Origin of the sequence: Azonexus fungiphilus (genome assembly GCF_003634965.1) — a bacterium.
GTDB lineage: Bacteria > Pseudomonadota > Gammaproteobacteria > Burkholderiales > Rhodocyclaceae > Azonexus > Azonexus fungiphilus.
In genome coordinates this window covers 223,171-244,750 of sequence record NZ_RBXP01000015.1, presented here as the reverse complement: position 1 = coordinate 244,750, position 21,580 = coordinate 223,171, and the positions used below count along the sequence as shown (strand labels likewise).

Below are 21,580 nucleotides of genomic sequence, written 5' to 3'. Positions count from 1 at the left end.
CGAACGGCGCGCCAGTTGCGGTGGCGGCCCGGGCAATTTCAACGGAATTTGACGGTCGACCGTGAAATTTGCGATAAAACCGCGGGCCCGGCGTAAACTGCCGGCTTTTGCCGCGCCGCCACAGCGATGACCCAGCCGAACAACCCGCTCCACGGGATCACCCTCGAAGCCCTGCTCAACCAGCTGGTCGAGCACTACGGCTGGGCCGAACTCGGCCGCCAGGTGGACATCCGCTGCTTCAACGTCGATCCGAGCGTCGCCTCGAGCCTGAAATTCCTGCGCCGCACCCCGTGGGCGCGCGAACGCGTCGAATCGCTCTACCTCTACATGCTGCGCCACCGCGAGCGCAACTAGGCCGCCGGCCGCCGCCACAACGGCCACAGCCCGAGCAGGCCGAACAGCGGCCCGGGCAGCAGCAGCCAGGCGACCTGCCCGCCCCAGTCGCCCACCCAGCGCGTACCGAGCTGGATCGACAGCATGGTGATGGCAAAGCCGATGGCATTCTGGAAAGCCAGCGCGCTGCCGACGATTTCCGGCGGACAGGCGCGCGCCGACAAGGCCGAGAAGTGCGGCGAATCGGCGACCACGCAAAAGCCCCAGAAGAGCAGCACCAGCAGCGTCAGTCCGGGCGGCCAGCCGGTGCTCAGCGGAAACAGTGCGCAACACAGCGCCGAACCGGCGAGCGCGCTGGCCGCGACGCGGCCGCTGCCGATATGGCGACTCCAGTAGCCGCCACAGACGCAGCCGAGAGCGCCGATGCCGACCACGGCAAACGACCAGCCGGCCAGCGCCAGGCTGCCGGCCGACGCGATGCCGCTGCCGGCAAGCAGCACCGGCACCAGCGTCCAGAACGCATAGAGTTCCCACTGGTGACCGAAATAACCCAGTGCCGAGGCACGAAAGGCAGGAATCGAGAAGGCATGCACGACCCGCCCCAGACGCAGCGGCGGCGCCCCGTGCCGACGCTGCAGCTGCGGCCCGTCGCCCAGGCGCAGGATCAATGCCGCAGCCAGCAGCGCCAGCAGCGAGGACGCGAGGATCGGCCACTGCCAGGGCAGGCCGCCGCCGAGAAAGCGGATCCCATGCGGCAGTGCCGTGCCCAGGGTCAGCATGCCGACCAGCCAGGCCAGCGCGGCACCGGCGCGTTCCGGCACCCAGGTGACGACCAGCTTCATCCCCAGCGGATAGATCCCGGCCAGGCACAGGCCGACCAGGAAACGCAGGACGATCGCCGACTGCAATCCACCTGCCGCCAGCGCGAAGCTGGCATTGGCGGCGGCTCCGAGCAGGGCGCAGACGGCAAAGATGCGGCTGGCCGGGAAACGGTCGGCGAGGCCGCTCAGCGCGAAGCCGAGGGTGCCGACGATGAAACCGGCCTGGACGGCATTGGTCAGCGTCCCGATCGCAGCCGGGCCGATTGCCCAGGCGAGCATCAGCGCGTCGGCGGCGCTGTTGGCGGAAAACCACAGCGAGGTACCGAACAGTTGCGCGAGAACGATGACGAACACAGGATGCATGGGGATAGCGCCGTTTTTTCGCCAAGCATAGCCGAAGCCGCCGGCAAGCCGGGCCAGTTGCCGCGGCTTCTGCATTGTCCGGCCGCGCGGTATAGTCCGCCCCTTCCGTTTTCTGCCGCCAGCGCACCATGCCCCTGATTCTCCCCGACCCCGCCCGCTACCCGAGCCAGCTGGCCGAAAAACGCGAGCGCTTCTGCGCTGAATTCGCCGCTTTCGCGCTGCCCGAACCGGCAGTCTTCGCGTCGCCGACGACGCACTACCGGCTGCGCGCCGAATTCCGCGCCTGGCAGCACGACGGCGGCTGGGACTACGCCATGTTCGACCCGGAAAATCCCCGCCAGCCGGTGCTGATGGCGGATTTCCCGGTCGCCGACGCGGCCATCTGCGCACTGATGCCGAAGCTGCGTGCGGCGACGCTGGCCGTCGACGCGCTGCACCGCCGCCTCTACGGCGTCGAGTTCCTGGCAACGCTGAGCGGCGACATGCTGGTCACCCTGATCTACCACCGCCCGCTCGACGCCGCCTGGGAGGAAGCCGCCCGCGCCCTGGCCGCGGACCTCGGCATCGCCGTCATCGGCCGCAGCAAGGGCCAGAAGCTGGTCCTCGAACGCGACTGGGTGGACGAATGCCTGAACGTCGATGGCCGGCAACTGCACTATCGCCAGTTCGAAGGCGGCTTCAGCCAGCCCAATGCCAGCGTGAACGAGAAGATGCTGGCCTGGGCGCAGGCCCAGGCGGCGCCGCTGGGCGGCGACCTGCTCGAACTGTATTGCGGCAACGGCAATTTCACCGTCGCCCTCGCCCCCCTGTTCGCCAAGGTGCTCGCCACCGAGGTGAGCAAGACCTCGGTGCGGGCCGCGCTGCACAACCTCGAGGTCAACGCGGTCGGCAACACCGCCATCGTGCGCATGGCGAGCGAGGAGATCAGCGCCGCGCTGAGCGGGCGCGAGCGCTTCCAGCGGATGCAGGGCATCGACCTGGCGACCTACGATTTCTCGACGATCTTCGTCGATCCGCCGCGCAGCGGCCTCGACCCGGCGACGCTCGAACTGGCCGCCGGCTTCGCCAACATCCTCTACATCTCGTGCAACCCGCAGACCCTGCGCGACAACGTCGCGGCGCTCGCGGCAACGCACCGGATCGCCGCGGCGGCGGTCTTCGACCAGTTCCCCTACACCCACCACCTCGAGTGCGGGCTGCTGCTGCAGCGCCGCTAGGCGAAGGAAAACAGCGGCCGTACCGGCTGGAACAGCTTCTCCACCGCCTTGATGTAGCGTTTGCGGGTGCAGAAGACGACGACGTGGTCGCCGGCCTCGATCAGCGTGTCGTGGTGCGGGATGATCACCTGGCCGTCGCGGACAACGGCGGCGATGCTGGCGCCGCGGATTTCGGGCAGTTCCTCGATCCGCCGGCCGACCACCCGCGAGCTGCGGCGGTCGCCGCGGACCACCAGTTCGAGCGCCTCGGCGGCGCCGCGACGCAGGCTGTGCACGCGCGCCACGTCGGCCTGGCGGACATGCGTCAGCAGGCCGCCGATCGAGACCTGGGCCGGCGACAGGCCGATGTCGATCGGGCCACCCTGGACCATGTCGGCGTAGGCTTCGCGGTTGATCAGCGCGAGCACGCGGCGGCAGCCCAGGCGCTTGGCCAGCGAGGCGGCCATGATGTTGTTCTCGTCGTCGTTGGTCAGGGCCAGGAACATGTCCATGCCGTCGATGTCCTCGCGCTGCAGCAAGGTCTCGTCGGTGGCCTCGCCATTGACCACGAGCGCCCGGTCGAGCCAGCCGGCAACCAGTGTCGCGCGCGCCGGCCGGCTCTCGATGACCTTGACCTCGCACTGCCCTTCGAGGCGCCGGGCGACGCGGGCGCCGACGTTTCCGGCACCGGCGATCATCACCTTGCGCACCGGTTTCTGCATCCGCCGCAGCTCCTTGAGCACGGTCCGGATATGCTCGCTGGCGGCCAGCAGGAAGACTTCGTCGCCGGCGTGGATGACCGTGTCGCCGTTGGTGTCGATCGCCCGCGTATCCCTGAAAACCGCGGCAATCCGGGCGTCGACCGTGGCCGGCAGGTGCTCGCGCATGCTGCGGATCGGCTGACCGACAAGCAGGCCGCCGTCGTAGGCGCGGACGCCGACCATGGTCAGCCGGCCCTCGGCAAACTCGACCACCTGCAGGGCCTCGGGAAACTCGAGCAGCTTGGCGATGTAGTCGCTGATTTCCTGCTCCGGGCAAAGCGCGAAATCGACGGCGAAGTTGCGCGTCGACAGCAGTTCGGCATCGAGGAAATCGGGCGAGCGCAGGCGGGCGATCCGCGTCGGCACGCCAAACTGGCTGTGCGCGACCTTGCAGGCGACGAGATTCGACTGGTCGGACTGGGTCACCGCGACGATCAGGTCGGCCGACTCGATGCCGGCCTCGCGCAACACCGAGGGAAAGGCGGCGTTGCCGGCCACCGTGCGCACGTCGAGACGGTCGGCAAGCTGCCCGAGCGGGCCCGGATCGAGATCGACCAGGGTGATGTCGTTGGCCTCCGAGACCAGCGCCTCGGCCAGGCTGGCTCCCACCTGCCCGGCCCCGAGAATCAGGATGTTCATCGTCGTTCCTCGCGCCTCAGCGCCGCCAGAATGCCGGGGTCAACACCACCAGCAGGGTAAAAATCTCGAGCCGCCCGAGCAGCATCGCGAACGAGCAGATCCAGGTCTGGAAATCCTCGAGCACGGCAAAGGTGGTCGACGGCCCGACCTCGCCCAGGCCCGGGCCGGTATTGTTGACCATGGCGACGATGGCGGTAAAGGCAGTGATCGCATCGAGCCCGGTGAACACCAGCAACAAGGTCAGCGAAACGATGCTGACCATGTACATGAAGCCGAAGGCAAGCACCGCGAAGAGGATGCCCGGCGGCGCCACCTGGCCGCCGATGCGCACGCTGTAAACCGCGTTCGGGTGCATCGCGCGGACGATCTCGCGGTAAACCTGCTTGTAGAGCAACAAAGCGCGCGCCATCTTGATGCCGCCGCCGGTCGAGCCGGCGCTGGTGGCGAAGCTGCACAGGAAGAGCATCCACAGCGGGGCGAAAACCGGCCACAGCGCATAGTCGACGCTGGCATAGCCGGTGGTGGTGGCAATCGACACGACGTTGAAGGCCGAATGGCGCAGCGCCACCAGGAACTCCGGATAGACATCGTGGGCGCCAAGGAAGATCGCGATCCCGAACACCGACACCAGGCAGACGGCGAGAAACCAGCCGGCCTCGGGATCGTGCAGGTAGGGGCGCAGGGATTGCCGGCTGACTGCAAGAAACAGGGTGCCAAAGTTCATCCCGGCGACCAGCATGAAAGCAATAGCCACCGCTTCGATGGCAGGGGAATCGAAGAAACCGAAACTCGCATCGTGGGTCGAGAAGCCGCCCAGGCCCATCGTCGAAAAACCGTGGCAGACGGCGTCGAACCAGCTCATCCCGGCCAGCCGGTAGGCCAGGATGCAGAGCAGGCTGACGCCGACGTAGACGCCCCACAGGCCTTTTGCGGTCGACGCGATGCGCGGGGTCAGTTTCGCATCCTTCATCGGCCCCGGCGTCTCGGCCTTGAACATCTGCCGACCGCCGATGCCGAGCAGCGGCAGGATCGCGATCGCCAGCACGATCAGGCCCATGCCGCCGACCCAGACCAGCTGGTGGCGCCACAGGTTGATCGACATCGGCAGCTGGTCGATGCCGGCCAGCACCGTCGCCCCGGTCGTGGTCAGGCCGGACATCGCCTCGAAATAGGCGTCGGTGTGGCTGATCCCCAGTTGCAGCATCAGCGGCAGCGCGGCAAAGGCCGGCAACACCGTCCACACCAGCACGACCATCAGGAAGCCGTCGCGCACGTTCATCTCGCGCCGGCAGCTTCGGTAGCGATACCAGAGAAAAAGACCGCAGAGCAGGGTCAGGGCGAAGGATTCGTCATAGACCGACTGGGCGCCGTCGTCGACGATCCAGGACAGGGTCAGCGGTGCCAGCATGGTCAGCGCGAAGAGCATGACGATCATGCCCAGCGCCCGCAGGACGGGTGCGTAACGATTCATGAGCCGGGCTGGAAACGGTAGCCGACACCGGTTTCGGTGAGGAAATGCCGCGGCTGGGTCGGGTCATCCTCGAGCTTCTGGCGCAGGTGGCCGACATAGACCCGCAGGTAGTGACTGCTCTCGACGTAGGACGGCCCCCAGATGTCGGCCAGCAGTTTGCGCTGGGTCAGCACCTGGCCGGGATGGGCGAGCATCATCGCCAGCAGGCGGAACTCGATCGGCGTCAGGCGGACCGGTTCGCCGCGCCGGGTGACCAGGCGCCGGGCAAGATCGACGACGACCTCGCCGAACTCCACCACCGGCGACGCGGCAACGCCGCTGCGCGCGCGCCGGCGCATCAGGGCGCGCACCCGGGCGTGCAGTTCGCCGATGCCGAAGGGCTTGGTCAGGTAGTCATCGGCGCCGGCATCGAGGGCGTCGATCTTGTGCCGCTCCTCGGTACGCGCCGAGAGGATCAGCACCGGGCCATCCGACCAGCCGCGATAGGCGCGGATGAAATCGATGCCGTCGCCGTCGGGCAGCCCGAGGTCGAGCAGCACCAGATCGACGCCACCGTCGCCGGCGAGCGTCAGACCGTCGGCCAGCCGGCTTGCCTCGAGCACCGTGCAGCCCTCGGCGGCCAGCGCCAGGCGCAGGAACTGGCGAATCTGCGCTTCGTCCTCGACGATCAGCACGCGTGGCTTGTCGCTCACATGACCTCCGCTTCGACCACCGGCGGCTCGCCGCGCGGCAGCGAGACGACGACACGACCACCGCCGCCGGCCGGGTTCTCGATGCGCATCCGCCCGCCGTGGGCGTCGACGATGGCACGGCAGATCGCCAGGCCGAGCCCGGTACCGGGCGTCGTCGACTCGCCGTCGCCGCGCACGAACATCTCGAAGACCTGGGCACTGAACGGCTCGGGGAAACCCGGCCCGCGGTCGCCCACCGACAATTCGACGAAATCGCCGGCAAGCGCCGCGGCGATCAAGATCTCGCCGTCGGCCGGCGAATACTTGGCGGCGTTCTCGAGCAGGTTGCACAGTACACGCTCGATCAGGACGGCGTCGAAGCGCAGCAGCGGCAAGTCGCGCGGCAGGTCGACACGCAACCGGTGACGGCCGAGCGCATCGCCGAGCAGCTTGAGGCTGCTGCCGACGACCTCCTCGAGCGGCTGCCACTCCTGGCGCAGGGTCACCGAACCGGCATTGAGCCGGGCCATCTCGAGCAGGTTGGCGACCAACCCGGCCAGGCGGCCGGCCTGGTCACGCAGCGTGCGCGCGCTGTCGAGCGCCGGCCCGCTCAGGCCGGGGGCAGCCAGGACGATGGCGTCGGCCAGACCGACCAGCACCGTCAGCGGCGTCCGCAGGTCGTGCGACAGCGCCGACAGGATCGAACTGCGCAGTCGCTCGGTCGCCGTCTCCAGTTCGCTGCGCTGGGCGACCTCGACGTAATGCAGGCGTTCGACGGCGATCGCGACCAGCGAGGCCAGTCCGTCGAGCGCCGCCAGCTCGGCCTCGTCCAGGGTATTTCCGGGATGCACGGCGAGCACGCCGCGGACGCGCATCGGCGCCTTCAGCGGCAGGTAGATGACTGCCCCGTCGATCTGCCGCGTCCCGGCCGCATGCACCGCCGCCACCCGCGCCGGCACCAGCCAGGCGGCAGCGTCATCGCCGACGGCGTCGCCGAGCAGCAGCTGGCAGCGACCGGCGAATTCGGCGGTGATGAAGCCCTCGACGATCTCGCGCACCTGCAGGTCATTGAGGGCCCCGGCCAGCTGCCGGGCGATCTCGTACAGGGCCCGCGTCCGCCGTTCGCGGCGACCGGCATCGGCGGCCTGTTCCTGCAGCGTCGCCGCCAGGTGGCCGGTGATCAGCGCGGTGGCCAGCATCACCGCGAAGGTGATCAGGTACTGCAGGTTGCTCACCGCCAGCGAAAAATGCGGTGGCACGAAGAAGACGTCGAACAACAGCACGCTGAGCACCGCGGCCAGCACCGCCGGGTTGCGCCCGAGGACGACGGCGACGACGAGCACGGTGAGCAGGAAGAGCATGACGACATTGGCCGGATCGAGCCAGCCGCGCAACGGTGCCGCTGCCAAGCCGACGAGCACGCAGGCGAGCGCGCTGGTCGCCATTTTCCGGCGCGGCGACATCTGGTCGGCAAAGGTGGGCAGCAACATCGACGATTCCCGGGACGGAATGAGCAGCAACACCCGCATTCTGGCGATTTCCGTGTAAAAAAGTCGTAAACAATTCCCGGCGCAAGCTGAATATTTCCCGACAGCGTCGGTTAAACTCGGGTGCATGGCCCTGCTCCTGATCGTTTTGCTTCCCTTCATCGGCAGTCTGTGCGCAGCATTCCTCCCGACCAACGCCCGTAACGCCGAGGCCTGGCTCGCCGGAATCGTCGCGCTGACGGTCACCCTCCTGACCGCCGCCCAGTACCCGCAACTGGTCGCCGAAGGCGTCCTGCGCCTGACGATCCCGTGGTCGGCCACGCTCGGCATCGATTTCCAGCTGCGCATGGATGGCTTCGCCTGGCTGTTTGCCATGCTCATCGCGCTGATCGGCACGCTGGTCGTCATCTACGCCCGCTACTACATGTCGCCGGCCGACCCGGTGCCGCGCTTCTTCTCCTTCTTCCTCGCCTTCATGGGCACGATGATGGGCGTCGTGCTCTCCGGCAACCTGCTGCAGATGGCGATGTTCTGGGAACTGACCAGCCTCGCCTCGTTCATGCTGATCGCCTACTGGCACCACCGCAGCGACGCCCGCACCGGCGCCCGGATGGCGCTGACGGTGACCGGTGCCGGCGGCCTGGCGATGCTCGGCGGCGTCCTGCTGATCGGCCACATCGTCGGCAGCTACGACCTCGACGCGGTGCTCGCCGCCGCCGAAACGATCAAGGCGCACGCCTGGTATCCGGCGATCGTCGGCCTGATCGCCGTCGGCGCGCTGTCGAAAAGCGCCCAGTTCCCCTTCCATTTCTGGCTGCCGCACGCGATGGCGGCGCCGACGCCGGTGTCGGCCTACCTGCACTCGGCGACCATGGTCAAGGCCGGCGTCTTCCTGCTCGCCCGGCTGTGGCCGGTGCTCGCCGGCAGCGACCTGTGGTTCTGGCTGATCGGTGGCGCCGGCCTGTGCACGCTGCTGATCGGCGGCTACCTGGCGCTGTTCCAGAGCGACCTGAAAGGCGTGCTCGCCTACTCGACGATCAGCCATCTCGGCCTGATCACCCTGCTGCTCGGCATGAACAGCGAGCTGGCGCTGGTCGCCGCGGTCTTCCACATGGTCAACCACGCCACCTTCAAGGCCTCGCTGTTCATGGCCGCCGGCATCGTTGACCACGAGACCGGCACCCGCGACATCAACCGCCTCTCCGGCCTCTACCGGGCGATGCCGATCACCGCCACGCTGGCCATGGTCGCCGCCGCGGCAATGGCCGGCGTGCCGCTGCTCAACGGTTTCCTGTCGAAGGAAATGTTCTTCGCCGAGACCGTCTTCCTCGAACGCCCCGACTGGCAGCGCCTGCTGCTGCCGGTGGCGGCGACGCTGGCCGGCATGCTCAGCGTCGCCTACTCGCTGCGCTTCGTCCATCGCGTCTTCTTCGGCGCCCCGGCCGGCGACCTGCCGCACCAGCCGCACGAACCGACGCGCTGGATGCTGCTGCCGAGCGCGCTGCTGGTCGCCGTCTGCCTGCTCGTCGGCATCCTGCCGGCACAGACCGTCGGCCCCTACCTGCGCACCGCCACCGACGCGCTGCTCGGCGCCAACGCGCCGCTCTACAGCCTGGCGGTCTGGCACGGCCTCAACCTGCCGCTGTACATGAGCCTGGTCGCGCTGTTCGGCGGCATCATGCTCTACCTGCCGTGCATCGGCCGGCGCAGCGAACGGATTCCGCTGCTCGAGCGGATCGACGGCAAAAATGCCTTCAACGGGCTGTTGACCGTGGTCAATGACTATTCGGCCCGGGCCGTCGGCTGGCTCACCTCGCCCCGCCTGCAGGCACAGATGCTGATGATCGTCCTGGTCGTGATCGGCGGTGCCCTGCTGCCCTTCGTCGACGGCCCGCTGCGCCTGGGCGAACGCCTGCCTGCCGAGATCGATCCGGCCTTCGCGCTGCTGTGGGCGGTCGGCGCCACCTGCGCCGTCGCCGCCGCCTGGCAGGCCAAGCTGCACCGGCTGGCGGCGCTGATCCTGGCCGGCGGCGCCGGCCTGGCGACGAGCCTGACCTTCGTCTGGTTCTCGGCCCCCGACCTGGCGCTGACCCAGCTCGCCGTCGAGGTCGTCACCGCCGTGCTGATCCTCCTCGGCCTGCGCTGGCTGCCGCGGCGCGACAAGCGCTTCAGCGCGGGCAAGCCGGAATCGGCGCGCAGCCGCCTGCGCCGCCTGCGCGACCTGATCATCGCCAGCGCCGGCGGTGCCGGCATCGCCGCGCTGACCTACGCGATCCTGACGCGACCGCCGGTGGACGGCATCGCCCCCTTCTTCGTCGAACAGTCGCTGCCGCAGGGCGGCGGCCTCAACGTGGTCAACGTCATCCTGGTCGATTTCCGCGGCTTCGACACCTTTGGCGAGATCACCGTGGTCGCCATCGTCGCGCTCACCGTCTTTGCACTGCTGCGCCGCTTCCGGCCGGCCCCGGAGAGCGTCGCCCTGCCCGCCCAGCAGCTCGAGCAGGATCATCCCGAATCTCGCCCCGACCCCGAGGCAGCCCTGCCGGCCGGCTACCTGATGCTGCCGGCGGTACTCGTCCGCCTGCTCCTGCCGATGGCCATGCTGGTCTCGCTGTTCTTCCTGCTGCGCGGCCACAACGCGCCCGGCGGCGGCTTCGTCGGCGGCCTCGTCTTCGCCACCGCGATCATCCTCCAGTACATCGTCGGCGGCACGCTGTGGGTCGAATCGCGGCTGCGCATCCACCCGCTCTACTGGATCGCCGTCGGCCTGCTCTGCGCCGCCGCCGCCGGCATCGTCGCCGGCCTGGCCGGCGAACCCTTCCTCGCCAGCCAGGCCTGGCACGCCAGCCTGCCGCTGCTCGGCGAGATCCACCTGTCGACGGTGCTGCTCTTCGACCTCGGCGTCTACCTGCTGGTGGTCGGCGCCACCGTGCTGATGCTGGTCGCCATCGCCCACCAGTCGCTACGCAGCCAGCCACGCAAGACAAGCACCGAAGGAGGCCACTGAGATGGAAGCAATCTTCGCCCTCGCCGTCGGCATCATGGCCGGCGCCGGCATCTACCTGATCCTGCGCCCGCGTACCTTTCAGGTGATCATCGGCCTGTCGTTGCTGGCCTACGCCGTCAACCTCTTCATCTTCGCCATGGGCCGCCTGCGCCACGGCGCGCCGCCGGTGATCGATCCGCGCCTCGGCAGCGACCCGGCGCTGTACACCGATCCACTGCCGCAGGCGCTGGTGCTGACGGCGATCGTCATCGGCTTCGCGACGACGGCGCTGTTCCTGGTCGTGCTGCTCGCCTCGCGCGGCCTCAACGGCACCGACCACGTCGACGGCCGCGAGCCGGAGGACGAATGAGCGACTGGCTGCAACACCTGCCCATCCTGCCGATCCTGGTGCCGATGCTGACCGGCACCCTGCTGCTGCTGTCGAGCGACAGCCGGCACGCGCCGCGCATCGCGCTGTCGCTGCTCGCCGTGCTGTTCCAGCTGACGGTGGCACTGGCCCTGCTGGCCCAGGCCGACGGCCAGCTGGCCAGCACCTGGCCGACCTCGATCGGCGTCTATGCGCTGGGCGGCTGGGCGGCGCCCTTCGGCATCGTCCTCGTCGTCGACCGGCTGGCGGCGGCGATGCTGCTGCTCACGGCGACCCTCGGCCTGGCTGCGCTGGTCTATTCGATCGCCCGCTGGGAGAAGGCCGGCGTCCATTACCTGCCGCTCTTCCAATTCCTGCTGATGGGGCTCAACGGCACCTTCCTGACCGGCGACCTGTTCAACCTCTTCGTCTTCTTCGAGGTCATGCTCGCCGCCTCCTACGGGCTGGCGCTGCACGGCTCGGGCGGGCCGCGGGTGCGCGCCGGGCTGCACTATGTCGCGGTCAACCTGCTCGCATCGCTGTTTTTCCTGATCGCCGCGGCGCTGATCTACGGCGTCACCGGCACCCTCAACCTGGCCGAACTGCCGCAGCGCGTCGCCGCGCTGAACCTCGGCGACCGCCAGCTGTTCGACGTCGCCGCGGCGATCCTCGGCGTCGTCTTCCTGGTCAAGGCCGGCGCCTGGCCGCTCAACTTCTGGCTGCCCGCCGCCTACGGCAACACCGTGCCGCCGGTCGGTGCGATCTTCGCGATCCTGACCAAGGTCGGCGTCTATGCGCTGCTGCGCATCGGCGTCCTGCTCCAGGAAAGCGGCGTCGCCCCGGCACCCTTCGGCGGCACCTGGCTGTTCTACTGCGGCCTGATCACGATGGCGATCGGCACCCTCGGCGTGCTCGCCGCGCAGAAGCTCGACCGCCTGGCCGCCTTCCTCGTCGTCGTTTCCTCGGGCACGCTGCTCACCGCCTTCGGCTTCACCGGCACGCTGCTCACCGGCCCGGCGATCTACTACCTGATCAGCTCGGTGCTTGGTAGCGGCGCCTTCTTCATGCTGGTCGAGATGGCCGAGCGCAACCGCCAGCAAGGCGCCGACCTGCTGGCGATCAGCTTCGAGGCCTTCGGCATGGAGAAGCGCCACGATTCCGAGCACCCCGACGAAATGGTCGGCGTCGCCATCCCCGCGGCGATGGCCTTCCTCGGCCTCTCCTTCGTTTCCTGCGTGCTGCTGCTCACCGGCCTGCCGCCGTTCTCCGGCTTCGTCGGCAAGTTCGCCCTGCTCGGCGCCTCGCTGGCCTCGCTGCCGCATGCGCCGCTGCTGCATGTCGGGCTGTTCATCGCCGGCCTGCTGCTGTCCGGGCTGGCTGGGCTGATTGCCTTGTCGCGCCTCGGTATCCGGGTGTTCTGGGACATGCAGCGGCAATCGCCGCACCTGCAATGGCTGGAAGCCGGCCCGGTCGCCGCCCTGCTCGTCGTCTGCCTGTGGCTGGCGCTGCTGCCGGAAGCGGCGATGGCCTATTGCGCCGCCGCCTCGCAATCGCTCTACGACATCGGCGCCTACATCCACTCGGTGGTACCGCAGCCACCGCCACCGGAGATCCCCCAATGAGCCGCCGCCCGCTGCTCGAAAGCCTGCTGCTGGCGATGTGGCTGATCGTCAACGAATCGCTGGCGCTGCACCACTGGCTGCTCGGCACCGCCTTCGCGCTCGGCATCGCCGCGCTGGTACGGGCGCTGCGCCCGCGGATCGCCCATCCGCACCGGCTTGGCGTCGCCCTGCGACTGTCCTGGCACGTCCTCTGCGACGTCGTCCGCTCGAACCTGGCGGTCGGCCGCATCATCCTCGGCACCTTGCGCCAGCAGCCGAAGATCGGCTTCCTGCAGATTCCGCTCGAGATGCGCGACCCGCACGGCCTGGCGATGCTGGCGGTGATCATCACGGCAACGCCGGGCACGGTCTGGGCCGGGCACGATCCGGCCGACAACGTGCTCACCCTGCACGTGCTCGACCTGCAGGACGAAGCGGCCTGGCTGCAGACCATCAAGCAACGCTATGAACGCCCCCTGATGGAGATCTTCGAATGAACGCCGTGCTCGACTGGGCGGTCCATTTCGCCCTCGCCTGCTTCGCCGCCGCGATGCTCTGCGCGCTGCTCCGCCTGCTGCGCGGACCGTCGGCGCAGGACCGCATCCTCGCCCTCGACACGCTCTACATCAACGGCATGCTGTCGATCCTGATGCTCGGCATCGGGCTCGGCTCGGCGATCTACTTCGACATCGCGCTGCTGGTCGCGCTGTTCGGCTTCGTCGGCTCGGCAGCGATGGCCAAGTTCCTGCTGCGCGGCGAGGTGATCGAGCCATGAGCGGCGCCGAACTCTCCCCGTGGATCGCCCTGCCGGCCGCCGCGCTGCTGATCGCCGGCGGCCTGCTGGCGCTGGTCGGCGCGCTTGGCCTGCTCCGCTTCAACCATTTCTACGCCCGCATCCACGCGCCGACCATGGGCAACACGCTGGGCGCCGGCTGCGTGCTGATCGCCTCGATGCTGACCTCGTCGGCGGTGGCCGGCCGACCGGTGATCCACGAACTGCTGATCACCGTCTTCCTGCTGCTCACCTCGCCGGTGACGACGATGCTGCTGATGCGCGCCGCCGTCTTCCGCAGCGAAAGCGGCCGCGACCGCCGGGGAGAAACGCCATGAAACGCCTGCTCGCCGCCACCGACCTGTCGGCGCCGTCGCGCCACGCAGTGGACCGCGCCTATCGCCTGGCCGGCGAACTCGACTGCCCGCTGACCCTGGTGCATGCCATCGCTCCCGGCATCTTCGACGGCCTGCAGGCACTGCTCGGCAGCGATGCGCCCTCGCTCGACCAGTCGCTGATCGCCGACGTCGCCGCCCGGCTCGCTGCGCTCGACGCCGATCCGCAGCGCAGCCACGGCGTCCGCGCCGACTGTGCCGTGCTCAGCGGCCGCCCGATCGACGCCATCGCCCGCCACGCCGACGAAACCGACGCCGGCCTGCTCGTCCTTGGCGCCCGCGGCGAAGGCTTCCTGCGCCAGCTGACGCTGGGCTCGACCGCCTCGCGCCTGTTGCGCAAGACGCGCCATCCGGTACTGGTCGTCAAGCAACCACCGCACGAACGCTACCGCCGCGTTCTCGTCGCCATCGACTTCTCGCCGGCGGCGCTGGCGGCCCTGCGCCTGGCCCGCGAACTGGCGCCGACGGCAGCGCTGACGCTGGTGCACGCGGTCGAACTACCGTTCGAGGGCAAGTTGCAGTACGCCAACGTGGACCCGGCGATCATCCAGCAGTACCGCATCCAGGCCCAGCTCGAGGGCATGCAGAAGCTGCGCCAGCTGGCCCGCGACGAGGCCCTGCCCGACGCCGGGACGCAGCTGCTGGCCCTGCACGGCGACGCCGCACGCCTGCTCGTCGAGCAGGAACAGGAGCAGGACTGCGACCTGATCGTCGTCGGCAAACGCGGCCAGCACTACGTCGAGGAACTGCTGCTCGGGAGCACGACGACGCACGTCCTGATGGAAGCGCAGGGCGATGTACTGGTCGCCGTGGGCGAATGACACGGTCGACCTCGATTTCGGGCAAAAAATCACCAAACTCCAATTAATATCTAAAGTAACATTATCGACAAGCCAACCGCCAACCGATCTCGTCAAGGAGTCCTGCGATGCACCTGCAAATCAAACACAAACTGTTGATCCTGGTTGCCGTCGCCGTGCTCGCACTGCTCGGCGTCGGCCTCTTCTCGCTGGGCCAGGCGGCCAAGCTGCACCACGAGCTCGAGCAGTCGATCACGCGCAACGCGGCGATGATCGACGCCATCGACGGCGCCCGCAGTGCCCAGGTCAGCTTCAAGATCATGGTCCAGGAATGGAAGAACACGCTGCTCCGCGGCAAGGATCCGGAAGCCTACGCCAAGCACCTGAAGAGTTTCGACGGTGAAGCCGCCCAGGTCCGCGAGCAACTGGCCAAGGTCGGCCAGACCGCCGCCGGCCTCGGCGTCGCCGAACGGCTGAAGATCGAGCAGGTGACCGCCACCTTCGGCCAGCTGGCGCCGCGCTACCACGAAGCGCTGCGCCAGTACGACCGGAACAGCGCCGATCCGGCGGCGACCGTCGACAAGCTGGTGCGCGGCATCGACCGCGAGCCGACCAAGGTCATCGACGACCTGGTCAGCGAAATGCAGAAGATCTCGCTCGAGCTGCAGGCAAGCGACCGCGAGCGCTCGGCCGAGGTCTATGCCTCGGTCAAGTTCGGCCTCGGCGTCTTCGCGGTGGCCGCGCTGATCGTCCTGCTGACGCTGGCCCTGGTCTTCATCCGCTCGATCATCGGGCCGCTGGCCGGGCTGGAAACGACGATGAGCCACATCGCCGGCAGCGGCGACCTGACGCACCGCGCGGCCATCGTCAACCAGGACGAAATCGGGCGCATGTCGCAAGCTTTCAACACGATGATGGAACGCCTGCAGCAGTTGATCCGCGAAATCAACGCCGCCAGCGCCGAGGTCGCCGGCGCCTCCGAGCAATTGGCGCAGACTTCCGGCGTCCTGGCAGAGGTCTCCGAGCACCAGGCCAATGCCGTCAGCGGCAGCGCCGCGGCAATCGAGCAGCTGACGGTGGCGATCACCTCAGTCTCCGAAACCGCCCGCGACGTCAATGCCCAGTCCGAGGAAAGCGTCGCCCAGACCGCGCTCGGTACGCGCAAGGTCTCGCACCTGGTCGGCGAGATCCGCCGCATCCAGGAAAACATCGACGATATCGCCCGCACCGTCGACCAGTTCGTACACAGCACCCAGGCAATCACCGACATGACCCGCGAGGTCCGCGACATCGCCGACCAGACCAACCTGCTCGCGCTCAACGCCGCGATCGAGGCGGCGCGTGCCGGCGAGGCCGGACGCGGCTTCGCCGTGGTTGCCGACGAAGTCCGCAAGCTGGCCGAGAAATCCGGCAAGTCGGCGGTCGAGATCGACCAGCGTACGCGGGCGATCATGGATCAGTCGTCGGCCGTGCAGACGGCGATCGCCGCCGGCGAGGCGTCGATCCGGGCCAGCAATGCGCTGGCCGGCGAAGTCGAGGACGTCCTGCAGGGGTCGAGCCAGGTCGTCGAACGCTCGCGCAGCGGCGTCACCGAGATCACCGATTCGGTCGCCGAACAGAAGATCGCCTCGACCGAGATCGCCCAGAGCATGGAACGGATCTCGAACATGGTCGAGGAGAACAACGCCTCGACGCAAAGCATCCGCCAGTCGACCAGCGACCTGCATCGCCTCTCGGAACGGCTGACCGGGCTCGTCGCCGGTTTCCGCGTCGCCTGAGACAAAACCCCGCCGCGGCCAAGCGATCGGCGGCGGGGGTTTTCCGCCGGTATTGCCGCGAGCACTTTATTCAAAAACAGAATAACAAGATGCGCTCATGTTCTTAATTGAATATTAGGCGCTTGCTACAATGCGCTCCATTCGACAATCCCTGCGGATTACCCAGCAATGACCCAACGCAAGACACTCTCCCACCTCGACTGGCTCGAAGCCGAAGCCATCCACATCATGCGCGAAGTGGCCGGCCAGTGCGCCAACCCGGTGCTGCTCTTCTCCGGCGGCAAGGACTCGATCTGCATGCTGCGCATCGCCGAGAAGGCCTTCCGCCCCGGCAAGTTCCCCTTCCCGCTGATGCACATCGACACCGGCCACAACTACCAGGAAGTGGTCGCCTTCCGCGACAAGCGCGCCGCCGAGCTGGGCGAGCGCCTGATCGTCCGCTCCGTCGAAGACTCGATGAAGCGTGGCACCGTCGTCCTCAAGCACGAAGGCGAATCGCGCAACAAGCACCAGTCGGTGACGCTGCTCGAAGCCATCGAGGAATTCGGTTTCGACGCCTGCATCGGCGGCGCCCGCCGCGACGAGGAAAAGGCCCGCGCCAAGGAACGCATCATGAGCTTCCGCGACGAGTTCGGCCAATGGGACCCGAAGAACCAGCGTCCGGAACTGTGGAACCTGTACAACGCCCGCAGCCACAAGGGCGAGAACATCCGCGCCTTCCCGATCTCGAACTGGACGGAAATGGACGTCTGGCAATACATCGAGCGCGAGAAGCTGGAACTGCCGAGCATTTACTTCGCCCACACCCGCCCGGTGGTCATCCGCCAGGGCGCCATCGTGCCGGTCAATGTCCCGCTGGTTTCCGGCGAGCTGACCAACCTGCCGAAGGCCGGCGAGCAGATCATCGACAAGCTGGTGCGCTTCCGCACCGTCGGCGACATCTCCTGCACGGCGCCGGTCGAATCGGACGCCGACACGGTTGAAAAGATCGTCGTCGAAACCGCCACCACCACCATCACCGAGCGCGGCGCCACGCGTCTGGACGACCAGACCAGCGAAGCCTCCATGGAACAACGCAAGAAAGAGGGTTACTTCTAATGACCGCCCATCAAGTCGAAGACCACGGCCTGCTGCGCTTCCTCACCTGCGGCAGCGTCGACGACGGCAAGAGCACCCTGATCGGGCGCCTGCTGTTCGACACCAAGACCATCCTCGCCGACACCCTGAACGCCATCGAGAAGACCTCGCAGAAGCGCGGCCTCGGCGCGGTCGACCTCTCCTTGCTCACTGACGGCCTGCAAGCCGAGCGCGAGCAAGGCATCACCATCGACGTCGCCTACCGCTACTTCTCCACCGGCACGCGCAAGTACATCATCGCCGACGCGCCGGGCCACGAGCAGTACACCCGCAACATGGTCACCGCCGCGTCCACCGCCAACCTGGCCATCATCCTGATCGATGCGCGCAAGGGCGTGCTGACGCAGACCCGGCGCCACTCCAAGCTGGCCTCGCTGGTCGGCATCCCGCACCTGGTCGTCGCCATCAACAAGATGGACCTGGTCGACTACTCGCAGGAAACCTACGAGAAGATCAAGGCCGACTACCTCGAATTCGCCGCCAAGGTCGGCATCGACGACGTGCGCTTCATCCCGCTCTCGGCGCTGAACGGCGACATGATCGTCGAGCGCGGCGAGGCGCTGAACTGGTACGAAGGCCCGACCCTGATGGAAATCCTCGAAGCCGTGCCGGCCGCGCATACCGAGCGCGCCGAGAAGTTCCGCTTCCCGGTGCAGTACGTCTGCCGCCCGCAGGATTCCGCCAACCCCGAATTGCACGACTACCGCGGCTTCATGGGCCGCGTCGAATCCGGCAGCATCAAGGTCGGCGACGCCGTCACGGTTTTGCCCAACGGATTGCAGTCGACCGTGAAAGCCGTGCAACTGGGTGGTGTCGACATCGGCGAAGCCTCGACCGAGCAGTCGGTGACGCTGCTGCTCGCCGACGAGATCGATACCTCGCGCGGCGACATGATCGTCAAGACCGAGGAAGCGCCGGCCGCTGTCAAGGAAATCCGCGCCACCGTCTGCTGGCTCGCCGAAGCCCCGCTCGACCGCGCCCGCACCTACCTGATCCGCCACACGACGCGCGATTCCAAGGCCAAGTTGACCGGCATCGACCACCGCCTCGACGTCAACACGCTCGAACACGTCGCCGCCGACAAGCTGGCGATGAACGACATCGCCGAAGTCAGCTTCAAGCTGGCCCAGCCGCTGTTCGTCGATCCCTACGCCGAGAACCGCGCCACCGGCGCCTTCATCGTCATCGACGAGAGCAGCAACAACACCGTCGGCGCCGGCATGATTCTTTGACGAATCTGACGGTCGACCGTCAAAACTCGCCAAAAACGCCTCCTTCGGGAGGCGTTTTCATTGGCCGACTCGACCGCGGATTTGAGCGCCCTCAAGGTTTTCGGCAAGGCGCTCTCACATTTCGAAGATTTCGCGGTTAACATACGCAGGCGAAGCTTTTCCGTGACAATGTCGCCAACCCACCGCCGCCAGCCCCGCCCATGAAAGTCCTGATCGTCGAAGACAACGCCTCGATGCGCAACCTGCTGGTGACGCTGCTCGGCAGCCAGGGCTACAGCATCGTCGGCCAGCTCGAGGACGGTAACGGCGTCGTCGACGCAATCCGCCGCCTGGCGCCGGAGATCGTCTGCCTCGACTACCAGCTGCCCGGACGCGACGGCATGGCGCTGCTGCCCGAGATCAACGCCGCCTTCCCGGACATCGACGTCGTCTTCATGACCGGTTCGGAAGACGCCGACATCGAGCAGCGGGCCGCCGACGCCGGGGCTTCCGGCTTCCTGCGCAAGCCCTTCGGGCAGAAGCAGATCCTCGACGAGCTGCGCCAGGTCTGCGAAATCCGCCAGCAGGCGCGGCGCGCCGAACAGGCCGACAGCACCGCCGAAGCCGCGCCGCCGACGGCGGCGAGCCGTCGCCCGGGTGGCAAGCCGACCGCGATCATCGTCGACGACAACAGCGCCATCCGCCTGCTGCTCAAGGGCGTGCTCATCGAACTCGGCATGCACATCGTCGCCCAGGCGGCCAACGGCGAGGAAGCCATCCGCGCCGCCCAGGCGCACCAGCCGAGCGTGCTCTTCCTCGACGTCAACATGCCGATCATGTCCGGACTCGACGCGCTGCCGCGGATCCGCGAGGTCAGTCCGCAAACCGCGGTGGTCATGGTCACCGGCGAGACCTCGCGCCTGCAGGTGCAGCAGGCCGCCGGCCTCGGCGCCCGCGGCTACGTGGTCAAGCCGGTGCGACCGGCCTACGTCGAGAGTTTCCTGAAAAAGCTGTTCAACCGATGATGTCCGAGCGCGGAGGGCTGCCACGATGACCCTGATGGTCGATTTCCCCTTCCCCGGCGCTGCCGCCTGGGTCGAGCATTTCAAGGAGGTCGAGCTGCCGATCCTGCGCCTGACCGCCAACCGGCTGGCCGAGCTGCGCGACAGCGCCGAGACGATCAACACCCGGACGCTGGCCAACATCGTCGAGCACGACCCGCTGATGACCCTGCGCGTCTTCCGCTACATGAAGGAAAACCGCTCGCAGCGGCAGAATGCCGAGATCACCACGATCGAGCGCTCGCTGGTGATGATCGGGACGATGAAGTTCTTCGACAGCTGCCAGGAACTGCCGATCATCGAGCACCAACTGAAGACCCATCCCAAGGCGATGCTCGGCCTGCTCAAGGTGATCGCCCGCTCGCGCAACGCCTCGACCTGGGCGCGCGACTGGGCGCTGCTGCGCCAGAACACCCGCTACGAGGAAATCTCGCTGGCGGCGCTGCTCCACGATTTCGTCGAGATCCTGATGTGCTGCTTCGCACCGACGCTGGCGACGCGCGCCCGCGAACGCCTGGCCGCCAACCCAGGATTGCGCACCAGCGCCGTCCAGGAAGAGGTCTTCGGCGCCACGCTGCCGGCGATCATGCGCGAGCTGATCGAACTCTGGGGCCTGCCCGAACTGCTGCTCTCGCTGCTCGATCCCGCCGATGCCGGCACCGCCAACGTGCGCAACGTCCACCTCGCGGTCGACCTGGCCCGGCACAGCGCCAACGGCTGGAACGACCCGGCGCTGCCCGACGATTTCCGGGCCATCGAGGAACTGCTGCACATCGGCCACAGCCAGCTGCTCGAGCGCGTCGGCGCGCCCGAGGAAATGGTCGTCGCCGCCCGCCTGGCCGAAGGCGAATAGGCCGTCGGCATCATCGGCGAATGACGTAGGTCTGGATTGCGGTTACACTCGGCGCAATCCTTTCACCGGATTCGCCCGCATGCCCCGCTCGCTGCGCCTGACCGCCCTGTTGCTCACCAGCCTGTTGCTGCCGTTGCCGGCGCTCGCCGATGGTCGCCTCGAACGGATCGCCGCCAGCGGCCAGCTGCGCGTCTGCATCTGGCCCGACTACTACGGGATCTCCTTCCGCAACCCGAAGACCGGCCAGCTCTCCGGCATCGACATCGACAACGCCCGCGACCTGGCGCGCCAGCTCGGCGTGCGCGCCAGCTTCGTCGACAGCTCCTTCGCCAAGCTGGCCGACGACCTTGCCGCCGACCGCTGCGACATCGCCATGTTCGCCATCGGCATCACGCCGGCGCGCCAGGCCCGGATGCGCTTCACCAATCCTTACCTGGCCAGCGACATCCACGCCATCACCACCCGCACCAACCCGCGCATCCGCAACTGGGAAGACATCGACCAGCCCGGCGTCGTCGTCGCCGTCGCCAAGGGCACGCTGCACGAGCCGGTGATGCAGGAAAAGCTGCGCCAGGCCGAACTGCGCGTGCTGGAAACCCCGCACGCCCGCGAATACGAAGTCCAGAGCGGCCGCGCCGACGTCTTCATGACCGATTTCCCGTACAGCCGGCGGATGCTCGACAACAGCGACTGGGCCCGCCTGGTGACGCCGCCCGAGCCTTACCACGTCACGCCCTACGCCTGGGCCATGGCCCCCGGCGACGACGCCTTCCACCACTACGTCGAACGCTTCCTGCAGGCGATCAAGATCGACGGCCGCCTGCTCACCAACGCCGTCCGCCACCGGCTGGAACCGATCGTCTACCGCTGAACACCG

Annotated in this window: 20 protein-coding genes; 15 read left to right on the top strand and 5 right to left on the bottom strand. The window is 67.8% G+C overall.

The features are described 5' to 3' along the window. Positions 1 to 126 precede the first annotated feature (126 nt). Entirely contained in the window at positions 127 to 354 is a 228-nt protein-coding gene (locus DFR40_RS10640) for a VF530 family protein (RefSeq protein WP_121458466.1), read from the top strand. Here the strand turns inward: DFR40_RS10640 and DFR40_RS10635 are convergent. Beyond that, a complete protein-coding gene (locus tag DFR40_RS10635) occupies positions 351 to 1,517 on the bottom strand; it encodes an MFS transporter (protein WP_121458465.1) in 1,167 nt (388 codons plus the stop codon). The two genes, DFR40_RS10640 and DFR40_RS10635, sit on opposite strands and share 4 nt — an antisense overlap. 128 nt (positions 1,518 to 1,645) lie before the next feature. Here DFR40_RS10635 and trmA point away from each other — a divergent pair, with 128 nt between their 5' ends. Then, positions 1,646 to 2,734 (top strand): tRNA (uridine(54)-C5)-methyltransferase TrmA, encoded by a 1,089-nt coding sequence (gene trmA / locus DFR40_RS10630; RefSeq protein WP_121458464.1) that lies wholly within the window; start codon positions 1,646 to 1,648, stop codon positions 2,732 to 2,734. On the opposite strand, the gene trkA is transcribed toward trmA, so the two are convergent. From trkA to DFR40_RS10610, 4 genes are read right to left on the bottom strand one after another with little or no spacing between them, the layout of a single operon-like run. Beyond that, positions 2,731 to 4,113 carry a Trk system potassium transporter TrkA gene (trkA, locus tag DFR40_RS10625; protein WP_121458463.1) on the bottom strand — a complete coding sequence of 461 codons (1,383 nt, stop codon included), beginning with the start codon at positions 4,111 to 4,113 and terminating at the stop codon, positions 2,731 to 2,733. The two genes, trmA and trkA, sit on opposite strands and share 4 nt — an antisense overlap. Before the next feature lie 16 nt (positions 4,114 to 4,129). Next, a complete protein-coding gene (locus DFR40_RS10620; RefSeq protein ID WP_121458462.1) occupies positions 4,130 to 5,584 on the bottom strand; it encodes a TrkH family potassium uptake protein in 1,455 nt (484 codons plus the stop codon). Beyond that, positions 5,581 to 6,276: a two-component system response regulator KdpE gene (gene kdpE / locus DFR40_RS10615; protein ID WP_121458461.1), complete on the bottom strand. Its 696-nt coding sequence runs from the start codon at positions 6,274 to 6,276 to the stop codon at positions 5,581 to 5,583. Before kdpE ends, DFR40_RS10620 begins: the two co-directional genes overlap by 4 nt. Beyond that, positions 6,273 to 7,745, bottom strand: a complete 1,473-nt coding sequence (locus DFR40_RS10610) for a DUF4118 domain-containing protein (protein WP_170160201.1) — start codon at positions 7,743 to 7,745, stop codon at positions 6,273 to 6,275. The genes kdpE and DFR40_RS10610 overlap by 4 nt, the downstream gene beginning before the upstream one ends. Positions 7,746 to 7,869: 124 nt before the next feature. Between DFR40_RS10610 and DFR40_RS10605 the strand changes: the two genes are divergently transcribed. The 13 genes from DFR40_RS10605 to DFR40_RS10545 all read left to right on the top strand — a co-directional run bounded on the left by DFR40_RS10605 (position 7,870) and on the right by DFR40_RS10545 (position 21,574). Then, the gene (locus tag DFR40_RS10605; RefSeq protein WP_121458459.1) at positions 7,870 to 10,749 is read left to right on the top strand and encodes a monovalent cation/H+ antiporter subunit A; all 2,880 of its coding nucleotides are present in this window, start codon (positions 7,870 to 7,872) and stop codon (positions 10,747 to 10,749) included. A gap of 1 nt (position 10,750) precedes the next feature. Beyond that, on the top strand, positions 10,751 to 11,098 hold the full coding sequence (locus DFR40_RS10600) for a Na+/H+ antiporter subunit C (RefSeq protein ID WP_076096315.1): 348 nt from the start codon (positions 10,751 to 10,753) through the stop codon (positions 11,096 to 11,098). Then, a complete protein-coding gene (locus DFR40_RS10595; RefSeq protein ID WP_121458458.1) occupies positions 11,095 to 12,717 on the top strand; it encodes a monovalent cation/H+ antiporter subunit D in 1,623 nt (540 codons plus the stop codon). Before DFR40_RS10600 ends, DFR40_RS10595 begins: the two co-directional genes overlap by 4 nt. After that, positions 12,714 to 13,193, top strand: coding sequence for a Na+/H+ antiporter subunit E (locus DFR40_RS10590; RefSeq protein WP_121458457.1), 480 nt, complete (start codon positions 12,714 to 12,716; stop codon positions 13,191 to 13,193). Before DFR40_RS10595 ends, DFR40_RS10590 begins: the two co-directional genes overlap by 4 nt. Next, entirely contained in the window at positions 13,190 to 13,471 is a 282-nt protein-coding gene (locus DFR40_RS10585) for a K+/H+ antiporter subunit F (protein WP_076096309.1), read from the top strand. The genes DFR40_RS10590 and DFR40_RS10585 overlap by 4 nt, the downstream gene beginning before the upstream one ends. Continuing rightward, the gene (gene mnhG, locus DFR40_RS10580) at positions 13,468 to 13,806 is read left to right on the top strand and encodes a monovalent cation/H(+) antiporter subunit G (RefSeq protein ID WP_121458456.1); all 339 of its coding nucleotides are present in this window, start codon (positions 13,468 to 13,470) and stop codon (positions 13,804 to 13,806) included. Before DFR40_RS10585 ends, mnhG begins: the two co-directional genes overlap by 4 nt. Continuing rightward, positions 13,803 to 14,684 carry a universal stress protein gene (locus DFR40_RS10575; RefSeq protein ID WP_121458455.1) on the top strand — a complete coding sequence of 294 codons (882 nt, stop codon included), beginning with the start codon at positions 13,803 to 13,805 and terminating at the stop codon, positions 14,682 to 14,684. Before mnhG ends, DFR40_RS10575 begins: the two co-directional genes overlap by 4 nt. Before the next feature lie 107 nt (positions 14,685 to 14,791). Further along, complete coding sequence (locus DFR40_RS17155) at positions 14,792 to 16,441, top strand: methyl-accepting chemotaxis protein (RefSeq protein WP_121458454.1); 1,650 nt, start codon at positions 14,792 to 14,794, stop codon at positions 16,439 to 16,441. Between the two features lie 168 nt (positions 16,442 to 16,609). Continuing rightward, on the top strand, positions 16,610 to 17,539 hold the full coding sequence (gene cysD, locus DFR40_RS10565) for a sulfate adenylyltransferase subunit CysD (protein WP_121458453.1): 930 nt from the start codon (positions 16,610 to 16,612) through the stop codon (positions 17,537 to 17,539). Then, positions 17,539 to 18,810 (top strand): sulfate adenylyltransferase subunit CysN, encoded by a 1,272-nt coding sequence (gene cysN, locus DFR40_RS10560; protein WP_121458452.1) that lies wholly within the window; start codon positions 17,539 to 17,541, stop codon positions 18,808 to 18,810. Before cysD ends, cysN begins: the two co-directional genes overlap by 1 nt. 200 nt (positions 18,811 to 19,010) lie before the next feature. Then, positions 19,011 to 19,814, top strand: coding sequence for a response regulator (locus DFR40_RS10555; protein WP_121458451.1), 804 nt, complete (start codon positions 19,011 to 19,013; stop codon positions 19,812 to 19,814). Between the two features lie 25 nt (positions 19,815 to 19,839). Beyond that, positions 19,840 to 20,703, top strand: coding sequence for an HDOD domain-containing protein (locus DFR40_RS10550; RefSeq protein WP_121458450.1), 864 nt, complete (start codon positions 19,840 to 19,842; stop codon positions 20,701 to 20,703). Between the two features lie 79 nt (positions 20,704 to 20,782). Continuing rightward, complete coding sequence (locus DFR40_RS10545; protein ID WP_121458449.1) at positions 20,783 to 21,574, top strand: ABC transporter substrate-binding protein; 792 nt, start codon at positions 20,783 to 20,785, stop codon at positions 21,572 to 21,574. Positions 21,575 to 21,580 lie beyond the last annotated feature (6 nt).

Coding starts and splice junctions, on each gene's coding strand:
- DFR40_RS10640 (WP_121458466.1), top strand. CDS start 127: ATGACCCAGCCGAACAACCCGCTCCACGGGATCACCCTCGAAGCCCTG.
- DFR40_RS10635 (WP_121458465.1), bottom strand. CDS start 1,517: ATGCATCCTGTGTTCGTCATCGTTCTCGCGCAACTGTTCGGTACCTCG.
- trmA (WP_121458464.1), top strand. CDS start 1,646: ATGCCCCTGATTCTCCCCGACCCCGCCCGCTACCCGAGCCAGCTGGCC.
- trkA (WP_121458463.1), bottom strand. CDS start 4,113: ATGAACATCCTGATTCTCGGGGCCGGGCAGGTGGGAGCCAGCCTGGCC.
- DFR40_RS10620 (WP_121458462.1), bottom strand. CDS start 5,584: ATGAATCGTTACGCACCCGTCCTGCGGGCGCTGGGCATGATCGTCATG.
- DFR40_RS10610 (WP_170160201.1), bottom strand. CDS start 7,745: ATGTTGCTGCCCACCTTTGCCGACCAGATGTCGCCGCGCCGGAAAATG.
- DFR40_RS10605 (WP_121458459.1), top strand. CDS start 7,870: ATGGCCCTGCTCCTGATCGTTTTGCTTCCCTTCATCGGCAGTCTGTGC.
- DFR40_RS10600 (WP_076096315.1), top strand. CDS start 10,751: ATGGAAGCAATCTTCGCCCTCGCCGTCGGCATCATGGCCGGCGCCGGC.
- DFR40_RS10595 (WP_121458458.1), top strand. CDS start 11,095: ATGAGCGACTGGCTGCAACACCTGCCCATCCTGCCGATCCTGGTGCCG.
- DFR40_RS10590 (WP_121458457.1), top strand. CDS start 12,714: ATGAGCCGCCGCCCGCTGCTCGAAAGCCTGCTGCTGGCGATGTGGCTG.
- DFR40_RS10585 (WP_076096309.1), top strand. CDS start 13,190: ATGAACGCCGTGCTCGACTGGGCGGTCCATTTCGCCCTCGCCTGCTTC.
- mnhG (WP_121458456.1), top strand. CDS start 13,468: ATGAGCGGCGCCGAACTCTCCCCGTGGATCGCCCTGCCGGCCGCCGCG.
- DFR40_RS10575 (WP_121458455.1), top strand. CDS start 13,803: ATGAAACGCCTGCTCGCCGCCACCGACCTGTCGGCGCCGTCGCGCCAC.
- DFR40_RS17155 (WP_121458454.1), top strand. CDS start 14,792: ATGCACCTGCAAATCAAACACAAACTGTTGATCCTGGTTGCCGTCGCC.
- cysD (WP_121458453.1), top strand. CDS start 16,610: ATGACCCAACGCAAGACACTCTCCCACCTCGACTGGCTCGAAGCCGAA.
- cysN (WP_121458452.1), top strand. CDS start 17,539: ATGACCGCCCATCAAGTCGAAGACCACGGCCTGCTGCGCTTCCTCACC.
- DFR40_RS10555 (WP_121458451.1), top strand. CDS start 19,011: ATGAAAGTCCTGATCGTCGAAGACAACGCCTCGATGCGCAACCTGCTG.
- DFR40_RS10550 (WP_121458450.1), top strand. CDS start 19,840: ATGACCCTGATGGTCGATTTCCCCTTCCCCGGCGCTGCCGCCTGGGTC.
- DFR40_RS10545 (WP_121458449.1), top strand. CDS start 20,783: ATGCCCCGCTCGCTGCGCCTGACCGCCCTGTTGCTCACCAGCCTGTTG.